The sequence below is a fragment of the Acinetobacter sp. 70_2 genome (genome assembly GCF_056736115.1).
This window is the reverse complement of record NZ_JBWZIP010000015.1, coordinates 1,846,750-1,869,716: the sequence shown is the minus strand read 5'-3', so window position 1 is coordinate 1,869,716 and position 22,967 is coordinate 1,846,750. Positions and strand designations below refer to the sequence as shown.

Below are 22,967 nucleotides of genomic sequence, written 5' to 3'. Positions count from 1 at the left end.
GTAAGTTTTTTACTGATGGTTTCCAATTTTAACAGCATGATGTAATGAGGCTATTATGGGCAAAAATGTTGTGGTACTTGGTACCCAATGGGGCGACGAAGGTAAAGGTAAAATCGTCGACCTGCTCACAGATCAAGCGGCTGCGGTAGTACGTTATCAAGGCGGACATAACGCAGGTCATACTCTTGTCGTAGGTGGTAAAAAGACTGTATTGCACCTCATTCCATCAGGCATTTTACGTGAAAACGTATTGTGCTTAATTGGCAATGGCGTGGTGCTTTCACCAGCAGCATTAATTGAAGAAATGGGAATTTTGGAAGCTGAAGGTGTTCCAGTTAAAGAACGTCTACGCATTTCTCCAAACTGTCCACTTATTTTGCCTAACCACATTGCTCTTGATCAGGCTCGTGAGAAGAAACGTGGTAACGCTAAAATCGGTACTACAGGTCGTGGTATTGGCCCTGCGTACGAAGACAAAGTAGCTCGCCGTGCAGTGCGTGTTGCTGACCTTGTTCGTGGTGGTGCAGCGTTAGAAGAAAAACTCCAAGAAATGCTTGAGTTACATAACTTCCAATTAACTCAGTTCTACGGCGTAGAAGCAGTTAAATTTGAAGACGTATTGGCTCTTTGCAACGAATGGCGCGAAGTGCTTGCTCCATTAGTGATTGACGTGACTAAAGTGTTACATGACTACCGCAAAGAAGGTAAGCCTGTAATGTTTGAAGGCGCTCAAGGCTCACTTTTAGACATCGACCACGGTACTTATCCGTATGTAACTAGCTCAAATACAACTGCTGGTGGCGTAAGCTCTGGTTCTGGTATGGGTCCTTTACATCTTGACTATGTATTAGGTATTACTAAAGCTTATACAACACGTGTAGGTGCTGGTCCGTTCCCAACTGAATTAGTTTACGATGCAGCAAGTGATTCTGGTGACCCAATTGGTAAACACTTGGGTACTGTAGGTCACGAATTTGGTGCTTCTACTGGTCGTCAACGTCGTTGTGGTTGGTTTGATGCCGAAATCTTACGTCGTTCTGTAGATGTTAACTCACTTTCAGGTATTTGCTTGACTAAACTTGACGTTCTAGATGGTTTAGAAGAAGTAAAAATCTGTGTAGGTTATGAAAATACTGATTCAGGTTGCGTAGGTTCTTCTGATGCGGTTTCTTTTGAATGCTTGAAACCAATTTATGAAACTATGCCAGGTTGGAGTGAGTCAACTGTTGGTTTGACTAGCATTGACCAATTACCTGCAAATGCTTTGGCTTATGTGAAACGTATTGAACAATTAATCGAATGTCCGATTGATATCGTTTCAACTGGTCCAGACCGTGCAGAAACAATTGTTTTACGTCATCCATTCTCTGCTTAATTTGCAAAGATAATAAAAGCCTCCTGAGAAGGGGGCTTTTTTTATATCCGACTAAAGTGCAGTTTCGGTTTTGTCTAATTCAGATTAAAACAGAAATAAAAGTTATGTCATGGATGATGAACTAAAAATGAAATTACAACCAACAATTTCAAAAACCATTTTTTATTCTTTTTTATTTGCGATCGGTGGTTCGCCAACGTTGGCTATGTTAGTTATTTATGGTCAAAACTATAATCCTGACTTCTTTATGACAGCATTCATGAGCCTTTCTGTTCTGATAGCTTGTATCTTGATTCCGGTTGTTCTTATACAAAACAGTTATCTATTATGGAAAAGAACAAGCCCCTCTCTTGAAGCGAAAGTTAAGCCTTTAAGCCATGTCTATTTTGTCTTAAATATAATATGTTTACTGTTCTGGATTTATTTGATGACTTTATCGGCTTGATCGTTACATAAATACTATGATCGTGAAGAAATGAGAGATTCAAAGCTTGTGTGCTATTTCTTATAATAAGTGCAAAAGAATAAACAGTTTTTTAACGATTTAGGTGAACCATGTTAATGAATAAAAAACTTTTTTTAAGCTTATGTGCTGCTGGTGTCGTAACAATTTCGGGTTGCGCAACAATGGCGGACATGGCAGGTGCAGATACAGCAACCTTAAATGCTCAATCTGCACAAGGTTTTACTAAAATGGTGCAGGAAGCACGTGCTAAAGGGACTTTAGATACAAGTTCAAGTACCTATAGCCGTATTAATTCTGTTTTCAACCGTTTAAAACCTTATGCTGACCAAGTAAATCAAACAGGGCAGCCATTTAGCTGGCAGTTAGCTGTACTGAAATCAGATACTGTTAACGCGTACGTTGCCCCAGGTGGTAAGGTCGTGTTCTACACAGGTATTGTGAATAAGCTGAATTTAACAGATGCTGAAATTGCAGCTGTTATGGGCCACGAGATGACACATGCCTTGGAAGAGCATGCTAAAAGTAAAATTGGTGCTCAGGCTTTAACTGATTTAGCATTAAATATTGGCTTAAGCTATGCAGGTGGCGGTAACGTTAACCAATTAGGAGCGGCTGCTGCACAATTGGGTTCGCAAGTAGGGGTGGGCTTACCATATTCACGTAGTTTAGAGAGCCGTGCTGACCAAGGTGGCTTAATGCTAATGGCACGTGCGGGTTATAATCCAAATGCTGCTATTACTCTCTGGGAAAAAATGAACAAACTTGAAGGTGCAGGTGGTTCATCTTTCTTGTCTACTCACCCATCTAACGCTCAACGTATTAATGACATGCGTAAAAACTTACCTGCAGCATTAGCTATTTATAATGGTCGTAGATAAGTTTTAAAACTTTAAAGTGAATGTAAAACGGATGCTCAAGCATCCGTTTTTTGTTTTAAGGGGCAGGATTAGGCTGTTGTATATGAATGGCTTCAATACCTTGTAAAATTTCTGGTGAAAGCTCGATTTCAAAAGCCTGAATATTTTCTTTGAGCTGATCTAAATTGGTCGCACCAATAATTGTGCTTGTTACAAAGAACTGCTGCTTAATAAAAGCCAGAGCCAATTGAGTCAGACTTAAACCATGCTTTTCAGCGAGCTGCGCATATTGTTCAGTTGCCCATTCACTTTGTGGATTACTGTAGCGGCTAAAGCGTGGAAATAGAGTAACGCGAGCATTCGCAGGTCGTGCTCCATTTCTGAACTTGCCAGTTAAATAACCAAAAGCAAGAGGAGAGTACGCAAGTAAACCTACTCCTTCGTATTTGGCAATCTCAGACATGCCTATTTCATAAGTACGATTAAGCAGGCTATATGGGTTTTGCACACTTACAAACTTACTCACACCTAAGTTTTCAGCGAGCTGTAGAAACTTCATGGTGCCCCAAGGGGTCTCATTCGATAAACCGATATAACGAATACGACCTCGATTAATCTCTTTTTGTAGAGCGAGTAAAGTTTCTTCTAAGGGTGTAGTGTCATAATCATTGTGTGCTTGCTGGTTGCCATAAGCGAGTGTTCCAAAGAAGTTGGTGTGACGTTCTGGCCAGTGTAATTGGTAGAGATCGATATAGTCTGTTTGGAGACGTTTAAGTGAACCATCAATCGCTTGTGAGATATGGTCACTATTGAACTTGGTATGACCTTCTCGAATATGGGTTCCACCAAAGCCAGGACCTGCAATTTTTGAAGCAAGGAATACTTTGTCGCGCTGACCATGCTGTGCAAACCAATTGCCCAAAATGGTTTCAGTCGCCCCGTATGTTTCTGGTTTAGGAGGTACGGAATACATCTCTGCCGTATCCCAAAAATATAAACCGTGTTCTAAAGCGTAATTGAGCTGTTCGAATGCTTCTTGTTGAGTATTTTGCTCACCAAATGTCATGGTACCTAAGCAAATTCCTGGAAGGTTAATGCCAGTGTGACCAAGTGGTTTAAATTGCATACTGCGAAATCCTTGAGAAATTTTAAGTTAGCCTAACGGAAAATATGTATTCAACTTAAATCATAAAAACAGAATAGTTTGTAAGCTTTGTGTATTAACTCATTGTTGCATATAAAAAAAGCAAACCGAAGTTTGCTCTTTATTAAATAATTACGTGTAATTATTCTTCGTCATCATAGTCTTCATCAGTGACTGGAGTTTCTTCGAGTGAAGTATCAAAAATAAGAATAGCCTTACCATCTGTTTGGATCATACCCTGATCTTCTAAGGTCTTTAATACACGGCCAACCATTTCTCGTGAGCACCCGACAATACGTCCGATTTCTTGACGGGTAATACGAATTTGACGACCATTCGGCAAGATCATTGCTTCTGGTTGCGAAGATAAGTCGATTAAGCAACGTGCAATACGACCAGACACATCAATGAATGCAAGGTCAGTCATTTTACGAGTTGTATTTTTTAAACGACGAACAAGTTGCGCGAAAACGGCATAGCTGAGATCTGGATACTGTTTGCTTAGTTCATGGAAGTTGTCATATGAAATTTCTGCAATTTCACAGACATCACGGGTACGAACTTCAGCTGTACGTTGAGGGTTCGGTTCGAAAAGCCCCATTTCCCCAAAGAAGTCACCAGGATTCAAATATGCCACAACAATTTCACGCTCATCATCTTCACGTAAAATAATTGAAACTGAGCCTTTTAAAATTAAGTATAAAGATTTTGACTCTGTTCCGGCATCAACAATTGTGGTTCGTTTTGGATATCTGTTGATGTGAGCACGCTTTAACAATGCTTTAACGGATTCAGGTAGTTGCCCCGGAGATAAAGCATCTGTGCTGAGTTGTGAAAAATTTGAAGTCATGCTTGATATGTTCCGAATAGGGTAAACAATTCACACAAGCTCGAGATGAGCTATTACACAGAAGAGATGAAATTCCTTATCAACTCATTTTATGTTAGTGTACAAAACAAGGGCCTGTTGACATTTCACAGATGGTTGCGACATAAGACGATTTTTCTAGACGTTACGAAGCAAGAACTATGGAATTTAGTCATACTAAATAAATAGAGCTTAACAACGAAACGCACAAAAAATCTGGTCTTGCGCTGCACCTAAGATGCTTGAATCGCACCTCAGATTTTGGCTGAAATTTAACAAACTTTATTACAAAACTGGACAAAGGATTGCCCTTGTCTGTGTTTTGCGTTTTTATTTGGATTAATTTTTAGCTATTACGCAATCCATAGATGAAATGTCAACAGACCCTGCTTAAATTTATAATTTTTTTTGGGTAGTTGCAATGCAAACAAGTGTACATTGGCTAGAGAATGTTGCTTTTGAAGCGAAATCAGAGAGCGGTCATAGTGTAGTGATGGATGGCTCACCTGAGTATGGTGGTGAAAACCGTGGACCACGTCCTATGGAATTGATATTAATGGGACTTGGTGGGTGTGCTTCGTTTGATATTGTGACTATTTTAAAGAAATCTCGTCAAGATGTGACGAATGTCGTATGTCAGCTTAAAGCTGAGCGAGCAGATGCGATTCCAGCCGTTTTCACCAAAATCCATTTGCACTTTGTGGTAACAGGTAAAGCTGTAAAAGAAAAACAGGTTGCAAAAGCAGTAGAGCTATCAGCTGAAAAATATTGTTCAGCGAGTAAAATGCTTTCTGATGGTGGCGTAGAAATTACTCACGATTTTGAGATTATTGAAGCTGCATAATTTCATGTGAATGCCTGAAAAAAGAAAAGCTAACAGTCATGTTGGCTTTTTTTATGATAAGAATAATTAAAAATAAAAGGAGAATTTGGGTGAATATCCGTTTAGCTCAATGGGAAGATACTGAGACTATATGCCACTTACTGAAACAAATGGGATATTCGCAGCCTTTAAAAGTAGTTCAGGAACAATTTCAAAGATTAAGTAAAGACCCGAATGGAATTACTTTGGTCGCAGCCGATGATTCGCATGTATATGGGGTTTTATCGCTTTATTTTATTCCACAAATTGCTTTAAAAGGAGACTTTGCCAAAATCTGTTATCTGTGTGTGGATGAGAATATGCGTAGTAAAAGTGTGGGGCATTTGCTTGTGCAAGAAGCAGAGCGGTTAGCAAGGCAACGTGGCTGTGATCGGATGGAACTACATTCAGGAATACAAAGACCTTTGGCGCATCAGTTTTACCTAAGAGAAGGCTATGTAGAAGCACCAAAGTACTTTCGTAAAGCGTTAAATTATTGAGCTCGGTTTAAAAAGAGCTGAGGATCTACCCGAGCATTGTTAAGACTCATACCCCAATGTAAATGAGGGCCCGTTACACGGCCTGTTTTGCCCACTAAACCTAAAGTTTCTCCTTGGCGGATATGTTGTCCCTTTTCTACTTTTATCGCGCTTAAATGGCAAAACATGCTAATTAAGCCTTGGCCGTGATCAATTAATACAGTTTGTCCATTAAAGAAATAATTTCCTGTTTGAATGACTACGCCATCTGCTGGAGCAATTACTTTTTGACCTACAGGTGCTGGGATATCGAGACCTGAGTGAGGCGCACGTTCTTCTCCATTAAAGAAACGTTTTCTTCCAAACGAGTTGGTAAATTTTCCTGTAGTTGGGCGTATAAATTTGGGTAAGCTTTGCCATGAACTTGATGTAAAAGAACTATAAATATCATTTTGTTCTTTCGCTTCTTGTGCATAACGGTCTAACTGACTTTGGTTGGGGTTTACGTAGTCTTGGTTAGTGACTTTAATTCGTTGCTCAGCATAAGGATAAGACTTAACTTCTATTGGAATGGGAGCTTTATTGGTATTGAGCTGAACACTGCCAAGTGGAGTAGATAACGGAATACCAACTACAGCATAACGTTGATGGCCTTCCTGACTAATTAAAACCGGTTTCTGTTGAAAAGTAACCTGAGTAATATCGGCAGTTAATGGAATGACTGCAATCCCACCGGGTCTTCTTGAGTCTTGGGGAAGCTCGGCAAAACAGTAAAAAGGTATTGATGTAAAAAGCAAAGTAGAAATAAGTTTTTTTATCAACATAGCGACAATAATTTTCTAAAAGAATACTATAAATTATATCAGTAAGCTTTACTTAAAAGTTGTTTTAATTTTTTTTAATGATTTAATTTTATTTATTATTTTATATTAATAATTGATGGCTTATTTTATGTGATTATATTTATTTTGTTTGTATTTTTCTTTTTTATATTTTAAATTATCTAAACTTAAATTTATATTGGGTTTTTTATTAATTCTTACTGTTTTTGTTTGATTTTAAATTTCTTGTTATTTTAAATTTTATTATGAATAATGCTTCTGTAATTAAATTTATAATCATAATTTTAATTATTATATAAAAATTTTAAAGGAACTAATATAATGTTAAATATATCTTATGAAGATCGTTTTACTGAAATATGGAAATATATGCAACGTGGGTTGGTTTATCCTTCACCCCATGCCATTTTTAGTACAGTTTGGCTAAATAAAGAAATTACGCGGGAAAGAATACGACAATTAATGATAGCTGTGCGTCAAGAGGTCAATAAGAATCCAGCACTTTCTAGTAAAAATACAACTTTGGCAATTGGTGTTTCTTTTGATAATTGGGATCTGATTTGTGAAAAAGATAAGTTGTCACGACCAAAGGGAATGCAATTACATTATCCTGAAGAAAAAAATCCAAATGTCTCAGAAGTTTTCTCTGATTCTAATGGGAGTTTTAAAAATTCGGATGGCGACATTTGGTTGCATGTAAAAAGCGATGATGCCGATGCGTGTACAGTATTACAGACATATATTGAGCATTTTTTAGCTTCAGATATTAAAGAAATATTTAGTCAAGTTACTGCTTCACAATCTAAAACAGGTCGCAATGGTAAGGTTTTAGGGTGTCGTTTTTCTGAAAATTTAAATAATCCATCTGATCCAATTTCACTTGCAAAACATACTTTAATTGGTGCAGAAGATATTGATCATTTTGGTGGCTCATACGTTCTATCTCAAAGATTTTTAATTAATTGGGATCAAATCAACATGATGTCAGAAGATCAAATTGAAGATTTGATTGGGCGTAAAACTGACGACACAATTATTCCAGACCGTGATAGCCGTTCGCACATTAAAGCTTCTCGTGTACAAGATGAAAATGGAAATACCACGCCTATTCTGCGTCTAGGTTTACCGTTTGGCCGTGCTGAATCAAATTCAAGTTTTAGAGTGCCAAAATCGGTAACTAAAGCCGATGAAGCAGGAATTTATTTTGCTGGATTTGCAAAAACTGCTGCCATTTTAGAAGAAGTTATGGCAAGTCAGATTGGGGCAATAGAAGGCTTTATGAATGACCGTCTATTCAATAGCCTTCATTCAGATTTGGGAGGAATATTTTATATTCCAAGTTTAAAGGATTTAGCATTAGTTGATGCACCAGAATATTTAAATGATTTTAGTCGACTAGATAAAGATAACTGGAATTTTTTCCCAGGTATGGATTGGAATCGATTTGATCGCCATTATACGAATAGTTCCGATAATGGTTTGATGTACTACAATCATAGTAATTATCTTTTTAATATGGCAACTGGGCTAAATCCCCATAGTGAATTTTTTAAACCACCTTCTAATCGTATTTTAAGTTTACTTGAAAATACATTTTCTTTATGGCAAGACAACTGGTATTTCAACCGGAAACAAGAAGAAATTGAACAAGGGGTAGATTATTATATTGATGAGTTCGATATCAGTGATAAGCCTGAAAATATTATGGGTTTATCTATTATGCTGCGCAAAGGTTGGGCTATCCGATTAAGTTTGCAGTTATTCTCATCAGAAAACTATGGTTTTCGCGGACGGAAAATTTTATTAAAAAATGGTGAAATGATTCCATATTCAACTGGGCGTGAATGTGAAGGTAAGGTCATTTATGGATCAGATACCTATCGCATTATGCCAGATGAAATTATTGTGGGAGCTATGCCAAATCTGACCTTGGGTGAAGGTCGTTATGTCATGAAGTATTTGTCTGAAGAAGAGCGTCTTCAGGGCTTTTTGCGTAACTTAAGTGAAGCATCGGGGGTTGGGCATGTTATTCCAAATTATAAAAAGGCACTAGATTTAGGTTTAGCTGGTCTACAACAAGAAATTGCGAAACATGCAAGCAATGCCCAGACTCCAGAGAAAAAAGACTTCTATGAAGCTTCGAGATTAGCACTAGTTGGTATTTCTGAATATTTCTTAAATTACTCAAAGCTCGCATTTAAAGTCGCAGACCAGATGCAAAAAGGACAAGAGTTCGAAAGAGATAATTTAATTGCGATTGGTCATCGAATGGAAAAGTTATCGAAAGATAAACCGGACACATTTCTTGAAGCAGTTCAATTTATTTTCACATTGCATAGTTGTTTGCATTTAAATGGTGAGCCAACAGCATTTGGACGTATGGATCAGCTGTTGCAACCTTTCCTTGACAAAGATGCGATTCCGCCTGAAGAAGCACAGGAAATTATCGATGCCTTCTATATCAAGCTAGACGAAAAAGTACAACAGAACCGTATGTTTATGGAAGACCATCAACCTTTTGGTAATCTTGCAATGGGTGGTAGTTCGGGACCTTATCCTCAAGGTGCATCTTTGGGCCAATGGATTCAACAGATTACAGTTGGTGGTACAGTCGCTGATGGTGAAGAAGACTTTTCTAAAACCAAACCAGCTTATAATGAGGTCACAAAATTATTCATTCGTGCGTCAGGCCGTTTACCGTTAAATGCACCGTGTTTGTCTTTAAGAACTCGCAAAGATATTCCTGAAGAAATTTTAGAAGTGGCTGCGCATGCAATTTTATCTGGCGGTGCCCATCCAATTTTATTAAATGATGAAAAACTCATTCCTAGTCTTCATCAAAGTGGAGATGGCGTAGGGGGAGATGCGTTCTCTAATTTGCCAAATTGGAATTCTAAAGTCGATATTCGTTCAGCTCAAAATTATGCTTGTGATGGTTGTTATGAACCTCAGTTCCCTGGTGAAAACTGGTTTTCATTAGGTGGTTTCTCGACATTACAGCCTTTGGAATGTGCATTAAATCAGGGTAGAACAATTTCAAGTGCTGGGCAAAGCTATCTGTTTGGGCAAACTGTTTCACTAAATACGAAACCTGCCGATCAGATAGATAGTTTTGAAGAACTATTAGATCTATATAAGCAACATTTTGAATTGCTCAATCGCAAGGCATTTAATGGGCAAATTCTGGGTTATGGTGCCAATACAGATATTTGTCCATCTCCAATTCTAAATGTTTTGATGGATGATTGTTTGGCTAAAGGTCAGGATTTTTATAGTGGTGGGGCTAAATATAATATTTATGGACCGTGTTATATCTCGCTCAGTAATACCATTAATTCACTATATGCGATTAAGGCAATGGTTTTTGATCCATTAACTGCAGTAACTACATTACCTGAACTCTTAGAGTGCTTGTGTTGTGACTGGGGTTATAAAATGACTGAGCCATTTATTAGTAATTTAGCTGGGCATGCTCGTATTGCTGCACAAGCTGATCGCTATAAGCGTTTACGAGAGATTGCTTTGGCACAACCGCGTTATGGACGAGGAAATTCTGAAGTCGATAAATTAGGCGATCAGATTGTTCAAATGATTGCTGAAATTTCAGTCGAAACATTTAGAAAACCATGGCCACAATTTGCGCAAAGTCTTAAAGGCTTAGCTGAACGTTATGGTTCAGAAGAGCATCCTTTTGGTATTCAGATTCAACCCGGTGTGGGAACTTTTGAAAATCATGTGGAGATGGGGGCATGGAATGGGGCGAGCGCTGATGGTCGTCGTTTAGGTACAACAGTAGCATCAGATTTAAGTCCATCACCAAGTCCAGCAGATTTGGTTGTTGATCATCAAGTGGCTGAATTTAGCCGTGCTTTAAAAGGTTTTGACGGTACGGGTACAAATTTAATGGCCGATGGTGCACCTACAGACTTTAATATTCGTGAAGACTTTGGCGTTAAAGATTTAATCAAGATATTGAGACAATTCAGCCAAGGTGGTTCATCTAATATTTTAACGATCACGGTCGCTAACCCAGAAACATTTACTCAAGCGGTAACATCACCTGAGCAATATAATTTATTAAGAGTACGTACCGGTGGTTGGTCAAACTTCTTTACGTCGGTATTCCCTATCATTCAGGAACAGCATCAGCGTCGTCCAATCTCGACGCCAGATATTCCAAAAGAAAAAACAGAGCAAGCTAAGTGTCCGTTCCATCAATGGCATAATTGATTAGCCATTTTATAAGGCAGTCTCTCAAGTGAGGGACTGCCTTCAATATTTTTAAATTTAGCTATGCTAACTATTAAATATATTACGGCTTTAAAATTGCCATTTATGATAAAAATTCAGATGAAATATCAGGTTTTTGTTTTCTCTTAAAAATTATACAAAATATACTTGAAATAGATCACTCATAAACCCATATTATAATGGAGTTTTACTTATTGTTATTTTTATAACATTATGAAAAATATATAAAAATTTATTTGAAATCCGAAAAAGTGTTCCCATCTATTAGACAAGTACAAATTTGTTGTGAGGAATAACAAGAATGCGTTTTGAAAAATTTACAAACCGCTTGCAGCAAGCCCTTTCAGATGCTCAATCTTTAGCGATGGGTAAAGACCATACTGCTATAGCAGGTATTCATATTTTGAGTACCTTATTAGAAGAGCCTTCCAATATTAGCTTGTTGCAACAAGCAGGTGCACGGTTACCTGAACTTAAACAAAAGCTTGAGCAAGCTATAAAAGATGCTCCGACCATTGCGAATCCGACAGGCGATGTCAATTTAAACCCAGAAGCAGTTAAAGCGCTTAACTTGGCAGATCGATATGCGCAAAAAGCGGGTGATGAATTTTTGTCAACTGACTGGGTTTTATTGGGCTTGGCAGAAACTGGCGAAACAAAAAATATTTTAAGTGCCGTAGGTGTCACTCCCGACAGCTTACGCAAAGTAATTGAACATATTCGAGGTAGTGACAAAGTCATGAGTAATAATCACGAAGACCAACGTGACTCACTTAATAAATATACGATTGATTTAACTGAGCGGGCTTTATCTGGAAAACTTGATCCGGTTATTGGGCGTGATGATGAGATTCGCCGTACCATTCAAGTCTTGTCACGTCGTACAAAAAACAACCCTGTACTCATTGGTGAGCCGGGTGTTGGTAAAACCGCTATTGTTGAAGGTTTAGCACAGCGTATTGTGAATGGCGAAGTGCCAGAGGGTTTAAAGAATAAACGTGTTTTATCCCTCGACTTAGGTTCATTACTTGCTGGTGCGAAGTATCGTGGTGAGTTTGAAGAACGCTTAAAAGCAGTTTTAAAAGATTTGGCAAAACACGAAGGCGAAATCATCCTGTTTATTGATGAGCTACATACGCTTGTAGGCGCAGGTAAAGGCGATGGCGCGATGGATGCAGGAAACATGTTGAAACCTGCATTGGCTCGTGGTGAATTGCGCTGTGTAGGTGCAACAACCCTAGATGAATACCGCCAATACATTGAAAAAGATGCAGCTTTAGAGCGTCGTTTCCAAAAAGTATTGGTTGATGAGCCAAGTGTAGAAGATACCATTGCGATTTTACGTGGTCTAAAAGAGAAATATGCTACTCACCATGGTGTGCAAATTTTAGACTCAGCGATTATTGCTGCGGCGAAAATGTCTCATCGTTATATTACAGACCGTCAATTACCAGACAAGGCAATTGATTTGATCGATGAAGCAGCTTCTCGTATCAAAATGGAGATTGACTCTAAACCTGAAGCACTTGATAAACTTGATCGCCGTTTAATCCAGTTAAAAATGCAATTGGAAGCGGTGAAAAAAGATGAAGATGTAGGCAGTAAAGCCGAAGTTACTCATCTTGAAAAACAGATCGCTGAAGTTCAGAAAGAATATAACGATCTCGAAGAAGTATGGAAATCTGAAAAAACTTTGGTCGAAGGTACCAAACAGGCTCAGGTTGAACTTGATAAAGCGCGTATTGCTTTTGAAAAAGCTCAGCGTGAAGGTGATTTGGCTGAAGCAGCACGTTTGCAATATGGTGTAATTCCAGAGCTTCAAAAACAACTTGAGCAAGACGAAGTTGCTGAAGAAAACGAAGAGCCAAAACTTATTCGTACTAAAGTGACTGAAAACGAAATTGCTGAAGTCGTTAGTGCTGCAACGGGTATTCCAGTCGCTAAAATGATGCAAGGTGAGCGTGAAAAACTCCTTCATATGGAAGAGTTCTTGCATGACCGTGTTGTAGGGCAAGATGAAGCAGTTGTTGCGGTATCAAATGCAGTTCGTCGTTCACGTGCAGGTTTATCTGACCCGAATCGTCCTAGCGGATCATTCTTGTTCTTGGGACCAACGGGTGTTGGTAAAACTGAGTTGACCAAAGCATTGGCGAACTTCTTGTTTGACAGTGATGATGCCATGATTCGTATCGACATGAGTGAATTTATGGAAAAACATTCGGTTAGCCGTTTGGTTGGTGCACCTCCAGGATATGTGGGTTATGAAGAAGGTGGTGTTTTAACTGAAGCTGTTCGCCGTAAACCATATAGTGTGGTGTTGTTTGATGAGGTTGAAAAAGCGCATCCAGATGTATTCAATATCTTGCTACAAGTGTTGGATGACGGTCGCTTAACAGACTCACAAGGTCGAGTAGTAGACTTCAAGAACACTGTGATTGTGATGACCTCGAACTTAGGTTCACAAGATGTACGTGAGCTAGGTGAGGGTGCAACAGACGATGAAGTGCGTACCATTGTAATGAATGCGGTAAGTCAGCATTTCCGTCCGGAATTTATTAACCGGATTGATGAACTTGTGATTTTCCATTCACTCAAAAAAGCACAGATTCGAGGCATTGCTGATATTCAGTTGGATCGATTACGTTCACGTTTGGTTGATCGTGATATGAGTTTAACTGTAGATGACACTGCTTTTGATTTATTGATTGATGCTGGTTTCGACCCTGTTTATGGTGCGCGTCCATTAAAACGTGCAATTCAACAACAGATTGAAAACACATTAGCGCAAAAAATCTTGTCGGGTGATTTTGTCGCAGGTGATACCATTTTAGTGAAAGGTGAAAATGGTCATTTAGTCTTCGATAAAATGAAACTCAGCTAATCTTGTTCTGCTAAAACCGAAAAGAGAATATGGAAACATATTCTCTTTTTTTTTATATTTAAATTTTAGGCTGATTTGAAGATACAAGCGTAATAATTGAGTTGGCTACTTTTTGCGTGAGTGTTTTAAGTTTTTGTTCGGCATGACCTGATAAAAAATAAGGATAATGATAAATACGCCCTTGGTAAGAAATGCAGATAAAAAAGGTACCTACAGGTTTTTCAGTAGTTTCACTACCACCATGTTTGAGTAAACCTGTACAACTTACAATAATATCAGCTTGGTCAAATAGGGTTTGACCCAGCTTACACATTTCTTCTGTAACCTGTGGTGATTCTGCCGTGTACATATCGATTAACTTTGGATCGACTTTTAAAATACTAATTTTAATGCTGGGGTCATAACTGACCAAACCGCCCAGTAAAATATCAGCACCACTATTTTTATGAATCGAAAACTGGCTGGTTAAGTAGCCCGAGCTAGCACTTTCAATAAATGCGACTTTAAGTTGGAGATCCTCTAGTAATTGGCAGCACTGCTGAAGCATTATTTCACCTCACATGGTGTGTATTTATAAATAAAATCAAATACAAATAAATTATAAAATCACAGTAAGTGATTTAGGAGAATGGTTCAAGTCTGAGATAACAATCTATAAAACAACTTGAATATTCACAAAAAGCCTGTGAAGAGTTTCCGGTTTTAAAATGATCAATGCTAATTATCGGGAAGTTTCTTTATAACATTGCGACAAGGTTAAAAAGTTGCTAGTTTGATTCGATATAACGAACAATAACAATTTTAGGAAGTAGCTAATGAATAATAAACAAGGGTATATGCTGGGAATTTTGAGTGGTGTATTTGTATCGTTATCAAATACATGGGCAGCACAACCAATGACGGAAAGTGCGCTTTCAACTCAAACAGGAGCGGTCACTACATCTTTACCCGTCATTATTGCTAAAGCTCAAGATGATGCCAAGAAACCTGAAACAGAACAGCATCAAGCTCGTAAAGAATTAGGAGATAATTATTTACAAGAAGTTCGCTGGAACTCATTACGATCGAGTGTGTTATCACCTTATCAAGAACAAAAACAAAATCAGGTGATAGATATTAAAGAAAAGAAAAAATTAGAAATGGTTGCGCTACCAGATAGAGCGGACCGTTTTACACGTTATGAGTTTGAACCGAAAAATGTACATGGCGAAGTTATCATTACCGTAAAGTAATGATAACTTTCTACCAAATTTATATTAGTTCAATCCTAAATGCTGAATTTTCCATGCACGGTGGATTTTTTGATTACGTTTAAAATCAAGTCCGATCGTTTCAGACGTAATTTCTTCAACGTCGTATAGCGCTTCAATCTCTTCATCCATTTCAAAGCCACGGTAGTTATTTGAGAAGTAAAGCGTACCTTCACTTGTTAAACGGTTCATTGCACGTTTAATAAGAGAAACATGATCGCGTTGTACGTCGAAAGTACCGTAGAACTTTTTAGAGTTAGAGAAGGTAGGTGGGTCAATAAAGATAAGGTCGTATTGTTCGTGACCTTCTTTTAGCCACTCAAAACAGTCACTTGCAAAGAACATGTGTTGTTCATCTGCATGATCTACAGTTAAACCATTTAAAACGAAGTTTTCTTTTGACCAACTCAAGTACGTGTTCGATAAGTCGACACTTGTAGTACTTGCAGCACCGCCTAAAGCCGCATGTAAGCTGGCTGTAGAGGTATAACTATATAAGTTCAGGAAGTGTTTACCACGAGCTTCTTGCGCAATACGTAAACGCATTTGACGGTGGTCAAGGAATAAACCTGTATCAAGATAGTCAGTCAGGTTTACTAAAATTTTAGCTTTACCTTCTTGAACGATAAAACGTTTTGAAGCTGTACTTTGTTTCGTATATTGATTGGTACCTGTTTGACGAGCACGCGTTTTAATAAAGATCGCATCGCGGTTTAAACCGGTAACAGCACGAATTACAGCAAGCGCTAAATTAAAACGTTTTTTTGCTTTCTCAGGATCGATTGTTTTTGGTGGTGCATATTCCTGAACATGTAAGCGATCGCCATATAAATCTACAGCGACATTAAAGTCAGGTAAGTCGGCATCATATAAACGTAAGCAATAGATATTTTCTTTGGTAGCCCATTTTTTTAAGGCAGTCATATTTTTTTGCAAACGGTTCGCAAAGTCTTGAGCTTCTTCCATTTCAACTGGTTGAGCTTGCCAAGTTGCTAAGAATGGCTGTGTTACTTTTTCTGGTTTAATTGCACCGAAACGAATGTAAATTGGTAACTTACCATTCATTAAACGTAAAGTTTCAGGCGCTTCAAAAGCTAAAACGTCTGCTTGTTCAATTTGAGCTGCAATAATAGCTGCATATTGATTTGGGAAATGTTTTTGTAAAAGTGCAGATAGACCTAAATAAAGAGAGCGGTTTGATGCTTTATCACCTAAACGTTCGCCATATGGAGGGTTGGTTACAATAAAAGCTGTTTTCTTTTCAGCGGCAAAATCTGGCCAGTCAGCTAAAGTACGTTCTTCAATTTGGATTTGGCCTAGTAATTTTTCAAAGCCTGCCGCAATAATGTTTTCGCGTGTTGCTTTTACAGCTTCCCAGTCTGCATCAAACGCATAAAACTTAGGTAGTGGCTGCTCAAGAGCTTTTTCATGACGCTCTGCTGCTTCAGCTTTGAGTGAAAGCCAAAGTTCACGGTCATGACCATGCCAACCATTAAAGCCAAAACGGCGAACAAGACCAGGTGCGCGGTCAGTTAAAATCATTAATGCTTCAATGATAAAAGTACCTGAACCACACATTGGGTCGAAGACAAGCTCTGGATTACGTTCTTTGAGCTTGGCTTTTTGTAAAATTGCTGCAGCAAGGTTTTCTTTAATCGGTGCATCCGTCATATAACGACGGTAGCCGCGTTTATGTAATGAGTCACCAGATAAATCTAGGCAGTAAGTATGTTCAGTTTTACCTGCAAGCACATATAACGTAATTTCTGGCTGTTTAGTATCAATACTTGGGCGACGGCCTACAGCTTCCATAAAGGAGTCAACCACACCATCTTTTGCTCTAAGCGTTGCAAATTGGGTATTAACTTTAATTTCACGCTCTGCATGTAAGCGAATAGCGAAGGTACTTTGTGGTGCAAAAATAAGTGACCAGTCAAAGCTCATTGCACCTTCGTAAAGCTCTTCTGCTACATCACGTGCATCATGAGTGTGTTCAAGTTCATAAGTATGAATTGGAAGTAAAACACGAGAAGCGAGACGTGACCACATACAAATGCGATAAGCATGCTCAAGCGTCCCTTCAATGATTAAACGTCCAGCTTTACGTTCTGTCACTTTGGTGCCAAGCTGTTCTATTTCTTCTTGTAAGAGGGTTTCTAAACCATCAGCACAAGTAATCCAATAGTGGTTTAAACGTAAAGAGGTATTCATAAACTCGATTGACCAAAACATATAAATATTAACGATGCAAAGTTTAACTTATTTTGATGTGTAAAGGTTTTTAAATTATTGCAACCTATCACTTGGCAACCAATAAACTGATATTTAAAGCTTAAAAAACAAAAATTGGTATGTATTTTGCTAAATCTCTATGAGTAAAACTTATTTAATAAATGGTTTTTAACCAATTTTATGATTTAAAAAGCATAGGGGAATATAAATGAAAGATATGATGGGGAATGGTTTTGTAACCAATGCAGAAGCTTTTTCAGTGTCCGCACAAATATATGTACGTATGCGTAGGGTCACGGGGCGGGTCATAGATGCATTGTATGTGGTCCAAAATAAAGATTATGCAAAGTATGTAATGGCGCTAGCCTTGGAAACAGATGATGATGAACTAAAACGCTATGTTGAGCGATTAAATTCATTGACTGACTCAATACCAGAGCTTCCTCAAAAACAAATCACCGCCAATATTCAAGTGAGCGAAGAAACAGAAATCACGGCTGAAGACATTTATCGGGCACAAGTTCCACATCATTATATTGGTGCTTTAAGGTAATCTTGGCATGGCCCTAAATTTTCTGGTCAATTTAGGGTCTTATTCTGTAAAGTTCTTCTGCGAAAAAGCTGGAATTCAGCTACACTATGCACGTTTTCGCGATTCGACCCATAGGAATCCATTATGCATATTGCAGCGTTGCATCAACCGAGCCAGGTTCAGCTCAATCAAGACGGAAATTTAAAACATTTTTTAACGATTGAGGGCCTTTCAAAAGAAAACCTCACTAAGATTTTAGATACCGCGCAAAGCTTTTTAGACGATAATAATAATTTAATCAACCGCCCGCTTTTAGAAGGACGGACGGTGATGAATCTCTTCTTTGAAAATTCGACTCGTACCCGTACTACTTTTGAAGCAGCAGCAAAGCGTTTGTCTGCCAATGTATTGAACATTGATATTGCACGTTCAAGCACATCTAAAGGTGAAACTTTACGAGATACGCTTTGGAACCTTGAAGCAATGGCTGCAGATATATTTGTAGTCCGCCATTCATCTTCGGGTGCTGCACATTTCATTGCTAAAGATGTATGTCCAAAAGTCGCAATTATTAATGCTGGAGATGGGCGTCATGCTCATCCAACGCAAGCGATGCTTGATATGCTCACGATTCGCCGTGAAACTAAAAAACCATTTGAAGACTTGAGTGTTGCCATTATTGGTGACATTAAACACTCTCGCGTAGCGCGTTCAGATGTGGCTGCACTTCAAACTCTCGGCTGTAAAGATATTCGTGTGATTGCTCCGAATACTTTATTGCCTGTTGGTTTTTCAGAATATGGTGAGCATGTTCGTTTGTTTAATAACATGGACGAAGGCATTACTGGTTGTGATGTGATTATTGCTTTACGTATTCAAAATGAACGTATTGATTCACCAGCGTTATCTTCGCAATCTGAATTTTACAGAATGTATGGCTTAAACAAAGAGCGCCTTAGTTTAGCTAAACCGGACTGTATTGTTATGCATCCTGGTCCAATGAACCGTGGTGTAGAAATTGATTCGAGTATTGCCGATGGTGAACAGTCTGTGATTTTAAAACAAGTCACTAACGGTATTGCAGTTCGTATGGCTGTACTGGCGTTGTCTATGCAAGGGCAACTTCAAGAACAAGGTTTAATTGAAGCGATTGCGTTGTAAGGATGGATCACATGAGTATTGTAAAAATTGAAAATGTACGTGTGTTAGACCCAATCCAAAAAACAGACAGCGTACAAACTGTATATATTCAAGACGGTAAGTTGATCGCTCCAGTTGAACAGGTTGAACAAATCATTGATGGTCAAGGCAAATGGTTAATGCCAACCATGGTTGATTTGTGTGCACGTCTGCGTGAACCAGGTCAGCAACAGCATGGTACGCTTAAATCTGAAGGGAAGGCTGCACGTGCTAATGGTATTTTGCATGTCATTACCCCACCAGACTCAAAGCCAATTGTTCAAGACAATGGTGCCCTCATTCATGGCTTGGTTGAAAAAGCTTGGCTTGATGGTGGTATTCACATGCATATCATTGGTGCTCAGACTCAAGGCTTAAATGGTAAGCAACCAGCAAATATGGCAGGCCTTAAAAAGGGTGGTTGTACTGCTGTATCAAATGCGAATGCTGCTTTTGAAAATGATGATGTTGTTGTACGTACATTAGAGTATGCCGCTGGTCTTGGTTTAACAGTCGTGTTCTATGCTGAAGAACCGCAACTTGCTAAAGATGGCTGCGCTCATGAAGGTTTTATCGCATCGCGTCAAGGTTTGCCGATGATTCCTGCAATTGCTGAAACTGTAGCGATTGCAAAATACCTGCTTATGATTGAAGCAACAGGTGTTAAAGCTCACTTCGGTTTGTTGTCTTGCGGTGCGTCGGTTGAATTAATTCGTGCAGCAAAAGCAAAAGGTTTACCTGTCACTGCCGATGTAGCAATGCATCAGTTGCATTTAACAGAACAATTAACTGATGGCTTCAATTCACTTGCACATGTTCGTCCACCATTACGTTCTGAGCAAGATAAAGAACTTTTACGCCAAGGTTTAAAACAAGGGGTCATTGATGCAATTTGTACACATCATGAACCTTTAAGCAGTTCAGCGAAAATGGCACCATTTGCTGAAACTCAACCGGGTATTAGTGCATTTGATACTTATGTAGCTTTAGGTATTCAGCTTATTAACGAAGGTTTGTTTGAGCCGCTTGAGTGGGTTACTAAAGTAACAAGTGCTCCTGCACAGGTAGCAAACATGACTGCGCGTTGGCAAGCTGAAGCAGGGTGGGTGTTAGTCGATCCTGAATTAAGCTGGACCTTAAGCAAAGACACTATTTTATCGCAAGGGAAAAATACGCCATTACTAGGTCAAAACCTTACTGGTAAAGTATTACAGACTTTTGCTATATAGTTTCTAACAGCTAAAAGCTTATTCAAAATATAAACAGGCAGATCATAATGATCTGCCTATTTTGTAAATACTCGATGGAAAATTGTATATAAATTATTTAAAAGACAACAAAAGATTTCGAGCGCATTAGAATAAAAAACTATCAGCAAATAGAAGTATTTGAATAATCAAAAGTTGCTGGTTACGACTTATAAGATTCGGGAGAATAACCAATGTCGATAAACCCTATAGAACTGCTTAAAGAAAAAGTATCATCAACAATATTAAACAACCAAGATGGATTCTTGGGCGACAAAACAAATGCTTTATCTAAATTTTATCCAATCTTACTTTCATTATTAGCTGCTAAACCTGATCTTATTGGACAATTGAAAAACAGTGTGGTTCCATCATTATCAGATCTTTTTTCTCATAATGACCAAATTAAAAATACTGTACTGACTCATTTAAGTGGTACTGCGCCATCTGCTGAGATTGAAAGTACACTTAATAGTGCAATCAAACCTAGTCTTAATACGATTTCTGATATCGCTGGAAGTGATCAACAAAGCATTGTGAACTATTTACGTCAGCATGCTGAAACGATTCGCTCATATTTGCCGGGGTGGGCAGTTGGGCTTTTGGCACCATTAGGTATTGGTGCTGGTTTATCATCAGTAACTTCATCAACAGCACCTCCACTTGCAGCAGCAACGGAAACGACTGGTAAATCTCGTGGTTTCTTACCAATTATTGCGCTTATTATCCTTGGGTTATTAATTGCGTGGTTATGGCGCTCTTGCCATCATAAAGAGGCGACACCTGTACCTGAAACTGCTCCTGCAAGTGGTGTAGCGGCCGCAGCTGCTGCACCTGCTACCTTAACTTTAAATACAGATGATAAAGGGGCTGTGAGTCAATGTCAGGCAGGCATTGGTGATCAGGGCTTCTTGGCAACTTTGCAAACCCAAGTTAAAAAAGTTCTTTCAGCGACTAAAGACTGTAACGTCGATACTAGCCAAACTTATGCTGCTGCATTTACCGATAAAGATGCATTAGCGGGTGTACTCGGCGCATTAAAAGGTGTTCCAAATGCGTCTTTAGAGTGGGTAGGCGACAAAATCACATTGAAAGCGGGTGATGCTGCAGCTTTAGAAGCTTTAACTGCAAAAGTAAAAGCACTCGTTCCTCATACTGAGGTTGTTTCAACTGCACCACAAACAGCTGAGCAATCTGTAAGTAATAGCTTAACTGCTTCACAAACTGCTTTAGGCTCAATTGACCCGAACAATGTAGATGTAAATGCTTTGGTTAAAGCGCTTAACCTACAAATTATTAACTTTGCGAGTGGTTCAAGTGAAATTCCTGCAGATAACAAAGCCATTCTTGACCAAGCTGCAACACTGTTAAATAAAGTGACTAGTGTGAAATTAAACGTAGGTGGCCACACTGACTCAACAGGTAATGCTGCTGCCAATAAAGCCCTTTCTCAACGCCGTGCACAAGCGGTCGTAGATTACTTGGTTTCTAAAGGAGTAGATGCATCTAAACTTGTTGCTGAAGGTCATGGTTCAGAAAACCCTGTTGCAGAAAACACAACTGAAGAAGGACGCTTTAAAAACCGTCGTATTGAGTTTTCAGTAGCTCAATAATCAATAGATTCATAAAAAAATCTGATTTTATTGAATTCTGATTTGAAAAAAGCTTCTCATTTTGAGAAGCTTTTTTTATAGAGATCAATATTGTTGGGTTGACATGAAAATCAGTTTGTTAGGAAGTGGCCGTGTTGCTTTTCATTTGGCAAAGGCACTTTTGGCTAAGGGACATAACATCGTACAAGTCTATGCACGTGATTTTGAGAAAACCCAAAAGTTTGCAGAGCAAATTCAAGCGAAAGCATGTCAGTCTCTTCAAGAGTTTCAACCAAGTGATTTAATTATTCTAGCTGTTTCAGACAGTGCTATTGCTGAACTTGCAACGCAGGCACACGAGTTATTTCCCGAAACGCTTATGGTTCATACTTCAGGTAGTACCAATATTGAAGTTATTAGTAATATTCATAAAAAAGCTGGAGTGTTTTACCCTTTGCAAACTTTCAGTCTTGAAAGAGACGTTGATTGGCAAGCCACACCATTATTTGTAGAGGCGACCAATAAAGATGATTTAGCAATAATCTCTGATTTAGCAAATAGCCTAAGTAATAGGGTATATCAATACACCTCAAAACAACGTTTAACTTTACATTTAGCGGCTGTGTTTGCCTGTAATTTTAGTAACTACTGTTTTGATATGGCTAAACAGATTGTGGATGCAGAACAAGTCGACTTTAGCTTGCTTTATCCATTAATTGTGGAAACAGCAAAAAAAGCCACTGAAAATGATCCGAAACAAATGCAAACTGGGCCTGCGGTAAGGGGAGACCAGAATATCTTGGCAATGCATCAGGGGTTATTAGCCCAAGCAGAACGGGATGATTTAAAACAGGTCTATCAACTTTTAAGTGATGGCATCGTGAAGCGCCATCACTCAGTTTAAAGCTTA

Annotated in this window: 18 protein-coding genes and 1 pseudogene; 14 read left to right on the top strand and 5 right to left on the bottom strand. The window is 38.6% G+C overall.

The genetic code is table 11. The features are described 5' to 3' along the window. Positions 1-55 precede the first annotated feature (55 nt). The 3 genes from AC1PJ9_RS17875 (at position 56) to AC1PJ9_RS17865 (ending at position 2,719) form a co-directional block, all read left to right on the top strand. A complete protein-coding gene (locus tag AC1PJ9_RS17875) occupies positions 56-1,375 on the top strand; it encodes an adenylosuccinate synthase (RefSeq protein WP_100191889.1) in 1,320 nt (439 codons plus the stop codon). Positions 1,376-1,502: 127 nt separating this feature from the next. Then, positions 1,503-1,820 carry a hypothetical protein gene (locus AC1PJ9_RS17870; RefSeq protein ID WP_311088076.1) on the top strand — a complete coding sequence of 106 codons (318 nt, stop codon included), beginning with the start codon at positions 1,503-1,505 and terminating at the stop codon, positions 1,818-1,820. A gap of 116 nt (positions 1,821-1,936) precedes the next feature. Continuing rightward, positions 1,937-2,719, top strand: a complete 783-nt coding sequence (locus AC1PJ9_RS17865) for a M48 family metallopeptidase (protein WP_263613282.1) — start codon at positions 1,937-1,939, stop codon at positions 2,717-2,719. Between the two features lie 55 nt (positions 2,720-2,774). Here AC1PJ9_RS17865 and AC1PJ9_RS17860 read toward each other — a convergent pair whose 3' ends face one another. Together AC1PJ9_RS17860 and crp are read right to left on the bottom strand one after the other, a co-directional pair. Further along, positions 2,775-3,824, bottom strand: a complete 1,050-nt coding sequence (locus AC1PJ9_RS17860) for an NADP(H)-dependent aldo-keto reductase (RefSeq protein ID WP_311087976.1) — start codon at positions 3,822-3,824, stop codon at positions 2,775-2,777. Between the two features lie 160 nt (positions 3,825-3,984). Beyond that, positions 3,985-4,692, bottom strand: a complete 708-nt coding sequence (crp, locus tag AC1PJ9_RS17855) for a cAMP-activated global transcriptional regulator CRP (protein ID WP_000203217.1) — start codon at positions 4,690-4,692, stop codon at positions 3,985-3,987. Positions 4,693-4,956: 264 nt separating this feature from the next. On the opposite strand from crp, the pseudogene AC1PJ9_RS17850 reads away from it, so the two are divergent. From AC1PJ9_RS17850 to AC1PJ9_RS17840, 3 genes and pseudogenes are all read left to right on the top strand, one after another. Then, positions 4,957-5,037, top strand: a pseudogene (locus AC1PJ9_RS17850) (hypothetical protein); the annotation flags it as partial. Between the two features lie 94 nt (positions 5,038-5,131). Further along, positions 5,132-5,554 carry an OsmC family protein gene (locus AC1PJ9_RS17845; RefSeq protein WP_001195082.1) on the top strand — a complete coding sequence of 141 codons (423 nt, stop codon included), beginning with the start codon at positions 5,132-5,134 and terminating at the stop codon, positions 5,552-5,554. 89 nt (positions 5,555-5,643) lie between these two features. Continuing rightward, positions 5,644-6,072, top strand: a complete 429-nt coding sequence (locus AC1PJ9_RS17840) for a GNAT family N-acetyltransferase (RefSeq protein ID WP_311087975.1) — start codon at positions 5,644-5,646, stop codon at positions 6,070-6,072. Here AC1PJ9_RS17840 and AC1PJ9_RS17835 read toward each other — a convergent pair. After that, positions 6,066-6,875 carry a peptidoglycan DD-metalloendopeptidase family protein gene (locus AC1PJ9_RS17835; protein ID WP_311087974.1) on the bottom strand — a complete coding sequence of 270 codons (810 nt, stop codon included), beginning with the start codon at positions 6,873-6,875 and terminating at the stop codon, positions 6,066-6,068. The genes AC1PJ9_RS17840 and AC1PJ9_RS17835 overlap by 7 nt on opposite strands. Before the next feature lie 339 nt (positions 6,876-7,214). Here AC1PJ9_RS17835 and AC1PJ9_RS17830 point away from each other — a divergent pair, with 339 nt between their 5' ends. Together AC1PJ9_RS17830 and clpB are read left to right on the top strand one after the other, a co-directional pair. Then, entirely contained in the window at positions 7,215-11,123 is a 3,909-nt protein-coding gene (locus tag AC1PJ9_RS17830; RefSeq protein WP_311087973.1) for a Dyp-type peroxidase, read from the top strand. Between the two features lie 322 nt (positions 11,124-11,445). After that, positions 11,446-14,025, top strand: coding sequence for an ATP-dependent chaperone ClpB (clpB, locus tag AC1PJ9_RS17825; RefSeq protein WP_311087972.1), 2,580 nt, complete (start codon positions 11,446-11,448; stop codon positions 14,023-14,025). A 58-nt stretch (positions 14,026-14,083) separates the two neighbouring features. Here clpB and AC1PJ9_RS17820 read toward each other — a convergent pair whose 3' ends face one another. Next, positions 14,084-14,572 carry a CinA family protein gene (locus AC1PJ9_RS17820; protein ID WP_263613288.1) on the bottom strand — a complete coding sequence of 163 codons (489 nt, stop codon included), beginning with the start codon at positions 14,570-14,572 and terminating at the stop codon, positions 14,084-14,086. A 268-nt stretch (positions 14,573-14,840) separates the two neighbouring features. Here AC1PJ9_RS17820 and AC1PJ9_RS17815 point away from each other — a divergent pair, with 268 nt between their 5' ends. After that, positions 14,841-15,257, top strand: a complete 417-nt coding sequence (locus tag AC1PJ9_RS17815; protein ID WP_263613289.1) for a hypothetical protein — start codon at positions 14,841-14,843, stop codon at positions 15,255-15,257. Between the two features lie 24 nt (positions 15,258-15,281). Here the strand turns inward: AC1PJ9_RS17815 and rlmKL are convergent, their stop codons facing one another. Then, a complete protein-coding gene (gene rlmKL, locus AC1PJ9_RS17810) occupies positions 15,282-17,486 on the bottom strand; it encodes a bifunctional 23S rRNA (guanine(2069)-N(7))-methyltransferase RlmK/23S rRNA (guanine(2445)-N(2))-methyltransferase RlmL (RefSeq protein ID WP_263613290.1) in 2,205 nt (734 codons plus the stop codon). A 229-nt stretch (positions 17,487-17,715) separates the two neighbouring features. Between rlmKL and AC1PJ9_RS17805 the strand changes: the two genes are divergently transcribed. The 5 genes from AC1PJ9_RS17805 to AC1PJ9_RS17785 all read left to right on the top strand — a co-directional run bounded on the left by AC1PJ9_RS17805 (position 17,716) and on the right by AC1PJ9_RS17785 (position 22,961). After that, positions 17,716-18,060, top strand: a complete 345-nt coding sequence (locus AC1PJ9_RS17805; protein ID WP_311087971.1) for a hypothetical protein — start codon at positions 17,716-17,718, stop codon at positions 18,058-18,060. A gap of 123 nt (positions 18,061-18,183) precedes the next feature. After that, a complete protein-coding gene (locus AC1PJ9_RS17800; RefSeq protein WP_263613292.1) occupies positions 18,184-19,200 on the top strand; it encodes an aspartate carbamoyltransferase catalytic subunit in 1,017 nt (338 codons plus the stop codon). A gap of 11 nt (positions 19,201-19,211) precedes the next feature. Continuing rightward, the gene (locus AC1PJ9_RS17795) at positions 19,212-20,447 is read left to right on the top strand and encodes a dihydroorotase (RefSeq protein ID WP_263613293.1); all 1,236 of its coding nucleotides are present in this window, start codon (positions 19,212-19,214) and stop codon (positions 20,445-20,447) included. Positions 20,448-20,659: 212 nt separating this feature from the next. Beyond that, positions 20,660-22,078, top strand: a complete 1,419-nt coding sequence (locus tag AC1PJ9_RS17790) for an OmpA family protein (protein ID WP_311087970.1) — start codon at positions 20,660-20,662, stop codon at positions 22,076-22,078. A 103-nt stretch (positions 22,079-22,181) separates the two neighbouring features. After that, on the top strand, positions 22,182-22,961 hold the full coding sequence (locus tag AC1PJ9_RS17785; RefSeq protein WP_311071861.1) for a Rossmann-like and DUF2520 domain-containing protein: 780 nt from the start codon (positions 22,182-22,184) through the stop codon (positions 22,959-22,961). Positions 22,962-22,967: the final 6 nt, after the last annotated feature.

What these genes read in the sequence shown, in the direction of transcription:
- AC1PJ9_RS17875 (WP_100191889.1), top strand. Translation starts at nt 56, where the DNA reads ATGGGCAAAAATGTTGTGGTACTTGGTACCCAATGGGGCGACGAAGGT.
- AC1PJ9_RS17870 (WP_311088076.1), top strand. Translation starts at nt 1,503, where the DNA reads ATGAAATTACAACCAACAATTTCAAAAACCATTTTTTATTCTTTTTTA.
- AC1PJ9_RS17865 (WP_263613282.1), top strand. Translation starts at nt 1,937, where the DNA reads ATGAATAAAAAACTTTTTTTAAGCTTATGTGCTGCTGGTGTCGTAACA.
- AC1PJ9_RS17860 (WP_311087976.1), bottom strand. Translation starts at nt 3,824, where the DNA reads ATGCAATTTAAACCACTTGGTCACACTGGCATTAACCTTCCAGGAATT.
- crp (WP_000203217.1), bottom strand. Translation starts at nt 4,692, where the DNA reads ATGACTTCAAATTTTTCACAACTCAGCACAGATGCTTTATCTCCGGGG.
- AC1PJ9_RS17845 (WP_001195082.1), top strand. Translation starts at nt 5,132, where the DNA reads ATGCAAACAAGTGTACATTGGCTAGAGAATGTTGCTTTTGAAGCGAAA.
- AC1PJ9_RS17835 (WP_311087974.1), bottom strand. Translation starts at nt 6,875, where the DNA reads ATGTTGATAAAAAAACTTATTTCTACTTTGCTTTTTACATCAATACCT.
- AC1PJ9_RS17830 (WP_311087973.1), top strand. Translation starts at nt 7,215, where the DNA reads ATGTTAAATATATCTTATGAAGATCGTTTTACTGAAATATGGAAATAT.
- clpB (WP_311087972.1), top strand. Translation starts at nt 11,446, where the DNA reads ATGCGTTTTGAAAAATTTACAAACCGCTTGCAGCAAGCCCTTTCAGAT.
- AC1PJ9_RS17820 (WP_263613288.1), bottom strand. Translation starts at nt 14,572, where the DNA reads ATGCTTCAGCAGTGCTGCCAATTACTAGAGGATCTCCAACTTAAAGTC.
- AC1PJ9_RS17815 (WP_263613289.1), top strand. Translation starts at nt 14,841, where the DNA reads ATGAATAATAAACAAGGGTATATGCTGGGAATTTTGAGTGGTGTATTT.
- rlmKL (WP_263613290.1), bottom strand. Translation starts at nt 17,486, where the DNA reads ATGAATACCTCTTTACGTTTAAACCACTATTGGATTACTTGTGCTGAT.
- AC1PJ9_RS17805 (WP_311087971.1), top strand. Translation starts at nt 17,716, where the DNA reads ATGAAAGATATGATGGGGAATGGTTTTGTAACCAATGCAGAAGCTTTT.
- AC1PJ9_RS17800 (WP_263613292.1), top strand. Translation starts at nt 18,184, where the DNA reads ATGCATATTGCAGCGTTGCATCAACCGAGCCAGGTTCAGCTCAATCAA.
- AC1PJ9_RS17795 (WP_263613293.1), top strand. Translation starts at nt 19,212, where the DNA reads ATGAGTATTGTAAAAATTGAAAATGTACGTGTGTTAGACCCAATCCAA.
- AC1PJ9_RS17790 (WP_311087970.1), top strand. Translation starts at nt 20,660, where the DNA reads ATGTCGATAAACCCTATAGAACTGCTTAAAGAAAAAGTATCATCAACA.
- AC1PJ9_RS17785 (WP_311071861.1), top strand. Translation starts at nt 22,182, where the DNA reads ATGAAAATCAGTTTGTTAGGAAGTGGCCGTGTTGCTTTTCATTTGGCA.